This is a genomic window from Anaerostipes sp. PC18 (assembly GCF_039789045.1).
GTDB classification, from domain to species: domain Bacteria; phylum Bacillota; class Clostridia; order Lachnospirales; family Lachnospiraceae; genus Anaerostipes; species Anaerostipes hominis.
On record NZ_CP121164.1, the window covers coordinates 1166400 to 1177927 of the forward strand.

The 11528-nt window shown below is 44.9% G+C and carries 15 protein-coding genes and 1 other annotated feature; of the genes, 10 read left to right on the forward strand and 5 right to left on the reverse strand.

Translation table 11 applies throughout. The features are described from left to right. Nucleotides 1-5 precede the first annotated feature (5 nt). On the reverse strand, nucleotides 6-563 hold the full coding sequence (locus P8F77_RS06385; RefSeq protein ID WP_148459832.1) for a DUF4364 family protein: 558 nt from the start codon (nucleotides 561-563) through the stop codon (nucleotides 6-8). 147 nt (nucleotides 564-710) lie between these two features. On the opposite strand from P8F77_RS06385, the gene P8F77_RS06390 reads away from it, so the two are divergent. The 6 genes from P8F77_RS06390 (at nucleotide 711) to spoVAE (ending at nucleotide 3897) form a co-directional block, all read left to right on the forward strand. Beyond that, entirely contained in the window at nucleotides 711-887 is a 177-nt protein-coding gene (locus tag P8F77_RS06390; protein ID WP_287519494.1) for a hypothetical protein, read from the forward strand. Continuing rightward, a complete protein-coding gene (locus P8F77_RS06395) occupies nucleotides 844-1467 on the forward strand; it encodes a stage V sporulation protein AA (protein WP_024728057.1) in 624 nt (207 codons plus the stop codon). The genes P8F77_RS06390 and P8F77_RS06395 overlap by 44 nt, the downstream gene beginning before the upstream one ends. Continuing rightward, complete coding sequence (locus P8F77_RS06400) at nucleotides 1454-1864, forward strand: stage V sporulation protein AB (RefSeq protein ID WP_024728056.1); 411 nt, start codon at nucleotides 1454-1456, stop codon at nucleotides 1862-1864. Before P8F77_RS06395 ends, P8F77_RS06400 begins: the two co-directional genes overlap by 14 nt. A gap of 198 nt (nucleotides 1865-2062) precedes the next feature. Further along, on the forward strand, nucleotides 2063-2524 hold the full coding sequence (spoVAC, locus tag P8F77_RS06405) for a stage V sporulation protein AC (protein ID WP_287519492.1): 462 nt from the start codon (nucleotides 2063-2065) through the stop codon (nucleotides 2522-2524). Then, on the forward strand, nucleotides 2524-3540 hold the full coding sequence (gene spoVAD, locus P8F77_RS06410) for a stage V sporulation protein AD (RefSeq protein ID WP_024728054.1): 1017 nt from the start codon (nucleotides 2524-2526) through the stop codon (nucleotides 3538-3540). Before spoVAC ends, spoVAD begins: the two co-directional genes overlap by 1 nt. Next, nucleotides 3541-3897 (forward strand): stage V sporulation protein AE, encoded by a 357-nt coding sequence (gene spoVAE, locus P8F77_RS06415; protein WP_024728053.1) that lies wholly within the window; start codon nucleotides 3541-3543, stop codon nucleotides 3895-3897. A 148-nt stretch (nucleotides 3898-4045) separates the two neighbouring features. Here spoVAE and P8F77_RS06420 read toward each other — a convergent pair whose 3' ends face one another. Next, nucleotides 4046-6592, reverse strand: coding sequence for a transglycosylase domain-containing protein (locus tag P8F77_RS06420; protein WP_287519489.1), 2547 nt, complete (start codon nucleotides 6590-6592; stop codon nucleotides 4046-4048). Between the two features lie 134 nt (nucleotides 6593-6726). Here P8F77_RS06420 and P8F77_RS06425 point away from each other — a divergent pair, with 134 nt between their 5' ends. Both P8F77_RS06425 and P8F77_RS06430 read left to right on the forward strand, forming a co-directional pair. Continuing rightward, nucleotides 6727-7023, forward strand: a complete 297-nt coding sequence (locus tag P8F77_RS06425; RefSeq protein WP_024728051.1) for a DUF6514 family protein — start codon at nucleotides 6727-6729, stop codon at nucleotides 7021-7023. Continuing rightward, the gene (locus P8F77_RS06430) at nucleotides 7007-7648 is read left to right on the forward strand and encodes a YigZ family protein (RefSeq protein WP_024728050.1); all 642 of its coding nucleotides are present in this window, start codon (nucleotides 7007-7009) and stop codon (nucleotides 7646-7648) included. Before P8F77_RS06425 ends, P8F77_RS06430 begins: the two co-directional genes overlap by 17 nt. 86 nt (nucleotides 7649-7734) lie before the next feature. Here P8F77_RS06430 and P8F77_RS06435 read toward each other — a convergent pair whose 3' ends face one another. After that, nucleotides 7735-9390, reverse strand: a complete 1656-nt coding sequence (locus P8F77_RS06435) for a 2-isopropylmalate synthase (protein WP_024728049.1) — start codon at nucleotides 9388-9390, stop codon at nucleotides 7735-7737. A gap of 92 nt (nucleotides 9391-9482) precedes the next feature. After that, nucleotides 9483-9732 (reverse strand) — a binding site (T-box leader). A gap of 33 nt (nucleotides 9733-9765) precedes the next feature. Further along, nucleotides 9766-10062, reverse strand: a complete 297-nt coding sequence (locus P8F77_RS06440; RefSeq protein ID WP_024728048.1) for a helix-turn-helix transcriptional regulator — start codon at nucleotides 10060-10062, stop codon at nucleotides 9766-9768. A 182-nt stretch (nucleotides 10063-10244) separates the two neighbouring features. Between P8F77_RS06440 and P8F77_RS06445 the strand changes: the two genes are divergently transcribed. After that, nucleotides 10245-10475: a helix-turn-helix transcriptional regulator gene (locus P8F77_RS06445; RefSeq protein WP_024728047.1), complete on the forward strand. Its 231-nt coding sequence runs from the start codon at nucleotides 10245-10247 to the stop codon at nucleotides 10473-10475. A gap of 50 nt (nucleotides 10476-10525) precedes the next feature. Beyond that, nucleotides 10526-10888 (forward strand): hypothetical protein, encoded by a 363-nt coding sequence (locus P8F77_RS06450; protein WP_024728046.1) that lies wholly within the window; start codon nucleotides 10526-10528, stop codon nucleotides 10886-10888. Between the two features lie 162 nt (nucleotides 10889-11050). On the opposite strand, the gene P8F77_RS06455 is transcribed toward P8F77_RS06450, so the two are convergent. After that, the gene (locus tag P8F77_RS06455) at nucleotides 11051-11482 is read right to left on the reverse strand and encodes a hypothetical protein (RefSeq protein WP_024728045.1); all 432 of its coding nucleotides are present in this window, start codon (nucleotides 11480-11482) and stop codon (nucleotides 11051-11053) included. Nucleotides 11483-11528 lie beyond the last annotated feature (46 nt).

The window sequence follows — 11528 nt, forward strand, 5'->3', positions numbered from 1 at the left end:
TCTGTTTACGAATCGGTCTTCTTTTCTGCCTCACTGCTCTGGTCCTGAAAAAGCAGACGATTGATCAGATAAGCATAAATATCCGAGTGATTGGACTTCCAATGATCGCAGATATAGATGGCCTGTTCTCTGGATACTACGTTTAAGTTGACTTCCAGCAGCATGCTGTCTTTTTCTTTGATCCTGAGCCTTACGGTATATTCATCGCGTTTTGCAGGGAAATAGTCGGCTTCCAGATTGGTTTCCTCTCTCAGCTGGTATTCTTTGGTCGCCAAAAATGTGAGAATGTCATTCCGTATAGGCTCGGAGAGCTGGTATTCAAACATATCAATAGCTTCTTTACCCTCTTCTGTCAGAAAATAGTGGCTTGCATTTCTGACCAGTTCTGTCCGCAGCATGTCTTCGTCTTCCAGTTCGTGAAAAGCCTGCTGGAGTTTAAAATAGGTCGTATACCCTTTGTCCAGGATAAACTCCGAGATCTGTGAGTTGCTCAGCGGAAAATCCACTTTTTTTATTAAAAATAAAATCATCAATTTATATAAAGTCAGACCGTTTTCTTCCATACAATCCTTCCTTTCCTTATGAAACATGTGCTTCTTAAATGATACCATCTGGATACCTTTCCTGCAAGAACAGAATCCATGAATGAAATTGAAAAAAAGACAGATACTACAACTAATTTATCTCATAAAAATGAAGAGGTGATATTTATGAAGCAAAGAAAACAGTGGATGGTGATCGCATTGATCATTGTTCTTGCAGTCTTATCGGTGATTCTTTTCTGTGACACGAATCAGGAGCAGAGAAAAGACGGGACGTTAGTATTGGAAAGGATGGAACATCATGACCGTATATATCAAAGCGGAAGACAGTGTATGTATTCATAATCCGGATGTAAAGATAAAAGATGTAGCGTCGATTTACTGTACCGACAAAGATATGGAACAAAAAGTGAAGGAAGCAAAGCTTTTTCATTTTAAAAAGCGCGGAAACGAACGGGAGATTATTTCCATCTTAAAAGCAGTGGAAGTGATCAAAGAAATCGACAAAACTGCAGAAGTGGTCAATATGGGCCCGGAAGATTTTATCGTATATTTAAAAGAAGTGACAAAGGAAAAGAAATGGGCCCACTACTTAAAGATTGCAGGTGTATGCCTGGTCGCATTTTTCGGAGCCAGTTTCTCGATCATGAGCTATAACACGGATGTGGCTATTGACGATTTGTTTGCAACCGTATATCAGCTGGTCATGGGAACGCCGCCAAAAGGACCTACTATTCTTCATCTGGCCTATACAGCGGGACTTGCGATAGGAATCGTAATCTTCTTTAATCATGCGGGAAAAATCAAGCTTACCGATGATCCGACCCCGTTTGAAGTCCAGATGAGACTTTACGAGCGGGATGTAAATGACACGCTGATGATCGACGCCGGACGGAAAAAGGAGGAGCAGGATGTTTCTTCGTAACTTACTCCTTGTGATATACGGCTTGTCTGCAGGAGCACTCATCGCGGGAAGCTTCCTGGCATTCTTAAGCATGATTGGAGTTGTGCCTAGACTCGCAGGCCTTTCCAAAACGATATCACATGCCATGTTGTATGAAACATGCATTACCCTGGGCGGAGTCCTGGGAACAGCAGTTTTTATCTACCGGTGGCACATACCGCTGGGATATCCGCTGCTGATCTTATTTGGACTGTTCGGAGGAATCTTCACTGGCTGCCTCATTGGAGCACTGGCCGAAATGCTCAAAAGCCTGCCGGTCTTCTCAAGAAGAATGAAACTGAGGGACGGAATACCATTCGTCATCTATTCCATAGCCCTGGGTAAAATAGCAGGCTGCTGGATGCAATTTTTGCGTTAGCAACGAGCCACAGAAAGTGCAGATAATAATATATTTAGATAAGAGAACAATCTCCATGCGAATACTGCCGGAATATAAATTTTAACCAGGGTTTTCTGCGGCGACTGCCGCAGAAACGGATGAGCAAAAAAGCTCATCCGTATAAACTTATTACTTGTGACATAAATACTTACACAAACGAAAGGAGCTTATTCTGTCATGCACAATGAACCGACAAAAGATCAATATAACGAATATGTAGAACAGATAACGCCGGCAAGCAGCTGTCTTATGAACTGTGTCCGTGCATTTTTTGTGGGAGGAGCGATCTGTACGATCGGAGAAGGGATCAAACAGGCAGTGATGCACTGGCTGCATCTGGGAGAGAAAGATGCTCTCCTGGCTGTCACAGTAACCCTTGTACTTTTAAGCGTACTTCTCACAGGATTTAATCTGTATTCAAAGATCACAAAATTCGGAGGAGCGGGAGGACTGGTTCCGATCACTGGATTTGCAAATTCTGTAGCCTCTCCGGCTATCGAGTATCAAAAAGAGGGGCAGGTGTTCGGGATCGGAGTTAAAATCTTTACCATCGCCGGTCCGGTCATACTGTACGGAATCTTATCCTCCTTTATTTTGGGAGTTATTTATATGATATTAGTCCGATTGGGGGTTATGTGATGAAAGTTATGAAGGGAAAGCAGAGTCTGGAATTCGAACATCCGCCTTATCTCAAAGGCTGGTCCTCCGTAGTTGGGGAAAAAGAAGGAGAAGGGCCTCTCGGACAGGCATTTGACCAGATCATCGACGATCCGCTGTTCGGCGAGGAGACATGGGAGCTGGCAGAAGGAAGATTCATGCGGCAGGCAGCCCTGCTTGCGATACAAAAAGCAGAGATCACAAAAAATCAGGTACGCTATGCATTTGCCGGAGATCTCTTGGAGCAGATCATGGCGACATCCTTCGGGATCAAGGACCTGGAGCTCCCTCTCTTTGGCCTGTACGGAGCATGTTCTACCGCAGGAGAATCCATATCTCTTGCGTCTATGACGGTGGCAGCGGGATATGCAGACTATGCATTGGCCCTTGCCTCCAGTCATATCGGAAGTGCGGAAAAGCAGTTCCGTTTCCCATTGGAATACGGGAGCCAGAGGCCTCTGTCCTCCACATGGACCGTGACCGGAGCCGGGGGATTCGTAATCTCCAAAGAAAAAAGTCCGATCAAAGTCCGGGGCATCACAACCGGTAAAATCGTAGATTACGGCGTGAAAGATTCGATGAACATGGGAGCCTGCATGGCGCCTGCGGCTGCAGAAGTCATTTATCAGCACTTTAATGATTTTGCCATGACACCGGATGACTACGATGCGATCTATACCGGCGATCTGGGAGAGGTGGGAAAAGAAATTCTCATTAAACTTCTGAAGGACAATGGTTATGATATTTCTAAAGTACACGGAGACTGCGGTATCGAAGTTTATCAGGATGAGACTCAGGATACCCACGCAGGGGGATCGGGATGTGCGTGCAGTGCCGTAGTCCTGTCCTCTATGATCACAAGAAAGATGATAAACGGCGGATGGAACAGAGTCTTGTTTGTACCTACTGGAGCTTTGCTATCAAAGACGAGCTTCAATGAAGGTGAGACAGTGCCGGGTATTGCGCACGGAGTTTTGTTGGAAAGAGAGGAAGTATAGATGGAATATGTAAAAGCATTTATTGTCGGAGGCGTTATCTGTATTCTTGTACAAATTTTAATGGACAATACCAAGCTCCAGCCGGGAAGGATCATGGTTATACTGGTTATTTCAGGAGCAGTGCTCGGAGCACTTGGAATCTATGAAAAAATAGCTGATTTTGCTGGCTGCGGTGCAACGGTACCCCTCTCGGGATTTGGCTTTACTCTGTGGAAAGGAATGAAAGAAGCCATCGACCAGCACGGATTCCTCGGACTGTTTGAAGGCGGATTTACAGCTGCAGCCGTGGGAACATCCGCAGCTCTGATCTTCTCCTATCTGGCGTCCCTGATTTTCCAGCCAAAGATAAAAAAATAGCCGTATGGCAGGTAACTCGATACTAAGTGGTGCCGCCATTGCTGCGGGATTGCTTTTTATATATATAAAAGAGCGTTCCTGACTGCAGATTCTGCTGTCAGAAACGCTCTTATCTTTGTTTGGATCAGGGATTGGTTCGGTAACTTAATTATTCCGGAGTATGCAGGCCGCACATATATTTTACATACAGGTCTGGGATCTGATATTGTGTATCGTCTGTGATTCCCTTGCTGCCCTTTGGCCTTGTGAGATAGATTTTCCGCAGAAGCTGGCCTTCCGGACAGGCACTGTTGGCCGGATATCCGGATTTTTTGCATATTTCTATGGCCACATGGATGTCACAGGGTTTGGTGGGCTTGGTTCCCAGGGCAAAGTACTCTGTCTTTATCATACTGCCTCTGGGATCATGATCACATGTGCCTTTGACAGCCAGTTTTCCTGACTTTGTGCATATCCGGGCTTTGACAATACTGTTTGGTTTTGAAAACTCTTTGATCGGTTCGTTTTTCTCTTTTACAATCTGGTCCATGACAAGTTTCCAAATTTTTTCGTGCTGGCTGCCAGAAGAAAATGATGTATTCCTGTCATATCCCATCCACACAGAGGCAGTGTGATATGGGGTATATCCGGAGAACCAGTAGTCGTAATCGCTGGTCGTAGTACCGGTCTTTCCTGCTGCAGGCATTCCTGAGGAAAGTGCGGCGGGTTTACCGGTTCCTTTCTTGATGACATCCTTCATGGCGTCGGTGAGAAGGAAAGCAGTCGATTCCTTCATAACGAGGGTGCCGGAAGAAGATGAGTTTAAGAGTACTTTTCCGGACTGATCCACAACTTTCGTGTATAAAGAAGGCCGGTGGTATGTGCCTCCGTTGGCCACGGCAGAAAAAGCACCGGTGAGCTCCAGGTTGGTCACTCCGTAAGTCAGGCCGCCCAGGGCCATGGACTGGTTGACATCGGAAAAGGTTTTGCCGTCTGCCGTAGTTTTATTATCAACTAAGGTGGTAAAGCCAAGCTTCTGTAAATACTCATAGGCGACTTCAGGTGTTACATCAGCCATGGTTTTGGCAGACACAATATTCATAGAATTGGTGACTGCTTCCCGTATTGTGGAAAAACCGCGGTAGCCTTTGTAATAATTGCGGACCGGGCGCCCCGTATCGAGATATTCATACGGCGCATCATCGTAAACAGTAGCTAATGTCATATTTTTCGTATCCAGCGCCGGAAGAAATGTGGAAAGTACTTTGAACGTCGATCCGGGCTGTCTTGTTGTACCGGTAGCGCGGTTTAAAGACAGGTTTTCGGATTTGACTCCGCGGCCGCCCACAAGGGCTTCCACCTGTCCGGTGCGCTGGTCTATGATGGTCATGGAAATCTGGGGCTGGATCACTGTGGAAACCTGCTCGTTGATCACGCTGACCCCGTTCTTTTTTAAGGATTTGGTGAATTTACGGGCCATATTCTCGGCAGATGATTTATCTGCGAATATGAGACTGGTGCCAAGCTTATGCTTTTTCATATAACTCAGCACATCGTTCTCCGAATAACTGACTTCCTTACCATTTTTGTCTGTGCCTGTCAGTGAATAAGACAGAGCCACTTTTGTACCCGCCGGATAATTATCCGGGTCATTGGTCACTTTATCTGCGATCCTCTGGATCTTGGAGTCCTGAGTAGAATATATCTTTAAACCTCCGCTGTAAATGGCATTGTAGGCTTTTGTCTCATCATATCCAAGTTTTTCTTTCAGATCACGGACCACCTGAAGGATCAGTGCATCATCGAAATAAGAGTTGGCAGTATAGTTTTTCTGCTGCCTTGCATTGATCTTTTGGATTCTTTCATAAACATTATCATTCACCGCTTCCGAATATTCACTTTTTGTGATATAATGTTCTTCCAGCATGATTTTCAGAATCGTCATTCTCCGGGCAGCATTGCTGTTAGGGTGTGTGATCGGGTTCATCCTTGTTGGGTTCTTTGTGATGCCGGCCAGTACGGTGCACTCTGATAAAGTCAAATCTGATACATCTTTATTAAAATATTTTTGGGATGCAGTCTGCACTCCTAATGTGCCTTCCCCCAGATTGATCGCATTTAAATATTCTTCCAGGATCTTTTGTTTCGAAGTGATTTTTTCTAATTCCAGAGCCAGGGACTGTTCTTTGATCTTGCGCTCTATGCGTTCGATCGTAGTTTTTTCAGGCTGTATTCCGAGGATATTGTTTTTTACAAGCTGCTGAGTGATGGTACTCCCGCCCTGGTCCAGAGACTTTTCTTTGAGGCCCAGGAAGAAGGATCTGGCAATGCCCCGCATGTCGATACCGTTGTGATTATAAAACCGCACATCCTCTATGGAGATAAAAGCATTTTGAAGATTTGCCGGGATCTTGTCCAGTGATACATAGACACGGTTTGAATCACTGGTAGATAACTTTCTTGTCACATTGCCGTCTTTATCGTAAATCATCGTGATAAAACCTTTGGAGTGGATCGAGTCCAAAGAAACATTCGGGGTATTGTTTAAAATTCCGCGGATGAAACCTATGGACAGACCAGCGGCCGTGACGATCAGTGCGATGATGACAACCAGTGCATATTTATAGAAAAAAAGCGTAAGGTGTGAACTGCGCCGTAATTTCGGTGAAGAAAGGATATCCTTTTTTTGCTTTGTTTTTTGCTTGTTAAAGTTCATGTAAGCCCTCCTATGTTTAGCATTATAACAAATAAGAAATAACAAGTAAATAACACACCCGTATGAAGGGTATCTTATTGAAATCACGTTTAAGGAGAGTTATAGATTTTTTTACAAATGAGGAGGAACAAAAGATGAAGAAGGAGAAATTAGGAACGAATTATTTGAAAGATGGAAATGGGGGCGAATTTGTAGTATCCTATTATATGCTGAATGATTCTGCCAGAGGAAGCTACGGCGCTGCGCTGGAGAGAACGACCGGGGAGCCGGATGTGCTTGAGACAGAAGAGGTAAGAGAGGCCTTTTTGAACAGGCAGGAAGCAGAACATGTCATTCGGCTGCTGATCAAATATGAAGTGACACCGATTTCTTTTTTTGAGAGTTTGGATGCGGTGATGGAGTTGGAGGAGAAAATTGAAGGAATACTATGATACGATCCAGAAAACAGGACAGTCTTTGGTGATAGAAAAAAAGTCAAGGTTCATCGGGATCGCCGTGCCGGTTTCCTCGGAGGAAGAGGCTCTGGCAGTGATAGAGGATGAAAAGCGCAGATACAGGGACGCCAGGCATCACTGCAGTGCATTTTGTGCAGGCATTGAGAGACCTCTTGAGAGAGCCAATGACGACGGTGAGCCCAGCGGCACGGCGGGAAAACCGATTCTCGAAGTGATTACCGGCAATCAGCTTCTGAATATTGTCATAGTTGTAACCCGGTATTTTGGAGGTACACTGCTCGGAACCGGGGGACTCGTGAGGGCATATACGAAGGCTGCCCAGGAAGCCGTGGAGGACGCAGGGATCGTGACCATGGGTCTTGGGCGCAGGTTCAGGACCGGGTGTGATTATTCAGCTGCAGGAAAGATCCAGTATTTCCTTGAGACCGAAGACATTCCAATCATAAAAACGGATTACACAGAAAAAGTAACTTTGGAGTACTTGGTACCGGAAGCCAGATGCGGACAGATTGAGAAGAAGCTTAATGACCTGTCAGGCGGCATGGCAGAGACACAAGACACAGGCACCGAATATACGGTGACAGATAAAAAGAAACTTTAAAACAATGAATCATTGTGGCCAATGAAAAGAAGTGAAAAAGAGCCGCGGGTGTTTGCCCGCGGCTCAATATTTATTTTACAGACATCTTATTGTATTCTGTTTACAGCGCTGATCAATGCGAGAACAGAAGCCGTAATGATATCCTCATGAATTCCCGCACCCCATACCACAGTGCCGTTTGGCTGCTGAATGGCTACATAAGAGCAAGCCTTTGAATTAGAACCTACGTTTAGTGCGTGTTCCTGGTAGCTGACAATAGAGTAATCCAGATCACTGTGACGCTGAAGCGCGTTGCTCACTGCATCCAGACGTCCATTTCCCCTGCCGTGGTAAAGTTTATCCACACCGGATTTTTCAAGTGAGATTTCGGCCTCAATACCCCCGTCTTTCTGGATAAAGTGACATTCTTTTAAAGCGATAGGGGATGATATGTTTACATACACTGTCTTAAATACATCCAGAATATCTTTCGGAACCAGTTCCCTGTGCTGCTTGTCGGATACGTCTTTGACCGTATAGCCCACGTCCTCCCTCATCTTGCCCGGGATATGGAAACCAAAGTTTTCTTCCAGCACATAGCCGATACCGCCTTTTCCTGACTGGCTGTTGATGCGGATCACATCGCTTTCGTATTCCCTGCCGATATCTTTCGGGTCGATCGGAAGATAAGGAACAGACCAGTAATCCGGATGGTGGTCGTCGATCCAGTGCATTCCTTTGGCGATGGCGTCCTGATGAGAGCCTGAGAATGCTGCGAATACCAGTTTTCCGGAATAGGGCTGGCGCTCATAGACATTCATGCGGGTCAGGCACTCATAATTTTTTGTAAGCTCAGGAAGGTTGGAAAAGTCCAGGTTAGGGTCCACGCCGTGAGAGTACATATTGAGAGCGACGGTTACAATATCGACATTTCCGGTCCTCTCACCATTTCCAAACAGCGTTCCCTCCACCCGGTCCGCTCCTGCCAGGAGGGCAAGTTCCGTATCCGCCACACCGCATCCGCGGTCATTGTGAGGGTGAATGGACAGTACTACACTGTCACGGTATTTTATGTGTTTGCTCATATATTCAATCTGGCTGGCGTATACGTGCGGCATGGAAAGCTGAACGGTGACCGGAAGATTTATGATAACCTTCCAGTCCGGAGACGGCTTCCAGATATCCAGGACCGCATTGCACACTTCCAATGCATATTCTACTTCGGTTCCGGTGAAACTCTCCGGAGAGTATTCGAACTGGAAGTTCCCTTCTGTCTCGTCTGCCAGCTTTTTCAGGAGTTTGGCGCCGTCTGTGGCAATTTTTAAAATCTCTTCCTTGGATTTTTTGAAAACCTGTTCCCTCTGGGCAAGAGAAGTAGAATTATATACGTGAACGATCGCACGCTTCGCTCCTTTTAAAGCTTCAAAGGTGCGTTTGATAATATGTTCCCGGGCCTGTGTCAGCACCTGGATCGTGACGTCATCAGGGATCAGGTCCTGTTCGATCAGGGTGCGCAGGAAAGTATATTCTGTCTCGGATGCGGCGGGGAATCCTACCTCGATCTCTTTGAATCCGACCTTTACCAGGTATTTGAAAAACTCTACTTTTTCATCCAGGCTCATCGGGATGATCAGTGCCTGGTTTCCATCCCTAAGATCCACGCTGCACCAGTCCGGAGCTTTTGTTATGTACTCTTTTCTGGCCCAGTCAAGACACTCTTTTGGAGGCATAAAGTATTGGCGTTTATATTTTTCTGAATTCATAGATATTAAATCTCCTTTCATTATTGAGAATAAAAATAAGACTGTACTCGTGCGATACGGCGAAAAAAAACCTTCGTCTCCGTCCATTTCTGGATAGAGACGAAGGGTCATAGACACTCCGTGGTACCACTCTAATTCACGCCATAACTGCGTGCACTCACTACCGATACGAGTTGAAACAACTGATATCTTCCCAATATAACGGTTGGAACCGGCGATGCCTACTAGCTGTTCAGCATGCTGCTCAGAGGCGAGTTCACATATACCGGGCAGCCGCTTTTCACCAGCCAGCGGCTCTCTGAATGCCTTCTATATCCTACTATTCCTCATCAAAGCATTTGGATTATTAATAATGATAATCTACCACACTTCATTCTATGTGTCAATGGCAGAATTATTCATGTAGGTATCTATTTCGTCCTTCTTTTCCGGGGACAGGCAGCGGTAGTAGTGGAGCAGTTTTTCTTCTTTGGTAGAGATGTTGCCGACAAGGTAATCAATAGAAACGTTCAGATAATCACAGAGAATGACCAGATTCTCCAGAGTTGGCTGCTTTTGGCCTTTTCTCCAGTATCCGATCAGACTGTCAGACAGACCTGTGTCTTTATAAATACGATAGTTGGAAATATCATGGCTGTCCAGATATTCATTTAAATTTTCTGCAAACTTCATGTATTTTCCCTCTCTGGCGTGTAACAAATTTACTCGTCTATTGTAGCATAGATGAAATTTAGTGTAAACGAAGTTGTAACGAAAATACTGTGGAAAATTGTACCGTTTTCTTGACTATCTCTACGTATAGAGATATAATTTATGTAAGTTTCTTACAGTCGGATGAGGGAAAGGAGAGGCTAATGATAAAGTCGTATAAGGAATTTGAAAAATGGGTAAAGATTGAGATGATCCGTCAGGAATTGACACAGAGGAAGCTTGCGGAGAAAATGGGGATCGCCTATCCGAGGATCTCAGAAGCTCTGCATGGAAGAAAGACAGGGCTTGCATTTATAATCCCGCTGATTCAGGAGTTGGGAGGCAATATGGAAGAGTTTGAAGAATTTCTTGAAATAAATCAAATCGGACGTTGAGTTTTTTCCTGGTTGTATTATAATCAACTTAAAAAAGACAGGGGACTGAGATGGGATTTTTAGACAGATTCAAAGTTCATACAACCAGAGAATACGAAGAAGGGAAAGTGAGAGTCTTCCGGCTTCACGAAGAGGCAGAAAGCCTGTCCTATGTGGAGGGAATCTATAAAGAAAACGGCCGGTTTCTGATGTCTGTATCCTTCGTAAAAGGGCAGCATGAGACAGGAAAAGAGGCTCAGCTGCTTGACTGCAACGGTCTTTTTGCGGCAGCTGTCCAGATCGAAGAGATCCGCCTGGGTTCCGGGGAGGACCCTAATGAGGCATCAGAAGCGGGGGAAGAGGGTATCATTGTATTTGACCTTGTCGAGGGAACACAGCAATGGCAGGAAAAGGGCCGGTATTTAAAGGGCTGACAAACAGAGTTGTTTCTTTTTGATGACTACTATGAAGGATATACAGCCTTTAAAGCCGAAGAACTGTAAAAGAAAGAGATCCGTTACTGAAAAGACACAGTCAAAAGAGTTTTTGAGGCTCTGTCGGCTGTGTCTTTTTTTCTTTTCTTAAATTTAAAAATTTTATTTCTGTGCCTGTTTCAGGGCATTTTTGATGGACTGTTTCAAGATGGTGTTGGTATACTGGCTTTCATCATTAAACTGGATGTCGTCCACAGATTTTACTTTTGGAAGCTGTTTATTGATCTCACCCAAAGCCGGTTCGATCAGAGGGTACATGGTTTTTACACTTTTATCTAAATGCTTTAAAGCAACATGATTGACTTTGTTGTCCTTAACAGTGACTTCCACTTCCAGCTCATTTTCTCCCAGTGTGAGAGGAGAGGAATATACCCCTTCTATGTACTCCATAGTCTCCGTGCTTTTCTTATGTTCCTTGGATGGAGCAAACATAAAAATCAAAAGCAGGATAAGCAAGATTCCAAGCAAGACAAAGATGCCGGTGTAGATTAGTTCTTTCGCCTTAAATACGACGATTTTCGTTTTTGCTGACATAGGGTCCTCCTAAAAAGATTCTATTATAGTATATGGCCCGGTCAGG

Bases quoted from the DNA above. Each gene is read 5' to 3' on its own strand.
- spoVAD (WP_024728054.1), top strand. From the start codon at position 2,524: ATGAAAGTTATGAAGGGAAAGCAGAGTCTGGAATTCGAACATCCGCCT.
- P8F77_RS06385 (WP_148459832.1), bottom strand. From the start codon at position 563: ATGGAAGAAAACGGTCTGACTTTATATAAATTGATGATTTTATTTTTA.
- P8F77_RS06445 (WP_024728047.1), top strand. From the start codon at position 10,245: ATGATAAAGTCGTATAAGGAATTTGAAAAATGGGTAAAGATTGAGATG.
- P8F77_RS06440 (WP_024728048.1), bottom strand. From the start codon at position 10,062: ATGAAGTTTGCAGAAAATTTAAATGAATATCTGGACAGCCATGATATT.
- P8F77_RS06425 (WP_024728051.1), top strand. From the start codon at position 6,727: ATGAAGAAGGAGAAATTAGGAACGAATTATTTGAAAGATGGAAATGGG.
- spoVAC (WP_287519492.1), top strand. From the start codon at position 2,063: ATGCACAATGAACCGACAAAAGATCAATATAACGAATATGTAGAACAG.
- P8F77_RS06400 (WP_024728056.1), top strand. From the start codon at position 1,454: ATGTTTCTTCGTAACTTACTCCTTGTGATATACGGCTTGTCTGCAGGA.
- P8F77_RS06395 (WP_024728057.1), top strand. From the start codon at position 844: ATGACCGTATATATCAAAGCGGAAGACAGTGTATGTATTCATAATCCG.
- P8F77_RS06390 (WP_287519494.1), top strand. From the start codon at position 711: ATGAAGCAAAGAAAACAGTGGATGGTGATCGCATTGATCATTGTTCTT.
- P8F77_RS06450 (WP_024728046.1), top strand. From the start codon at position 10,526: ATGGGATTTTTAGACAGATTCAAAGTTCATACAACCAGAGAATACGAA.
- spoVAE (WP_024728053.1), top strand. From the start codon at position 3,541: ATGGAATATGTAAAAGCATTTATTGTCGGAGGCGTTATCTGTATTCTT.
- P8F77_RS06420 (WP_287519489.1), bottom strand. From the start codon at position 6,592: ATGAACTTTAACAAGCAAAAAACAAAGCAAAAAAAGGATATCCTTTCT.
- P8F77_RS06455 (WP_024728045.1), bottom strand. From the start codon at position 11,482: ATGTCAGCAAAAACGAAAATCGTCGTATTTAAGGCGAAAGAACTAATC.
- P8F77_RS06435 (WP_024728049.1), bottom strand. From the start codon at position 9,390: ATGAATTCAGAAAAATATAAACGCCAATACTTTATGCCTCCAAAAGAG.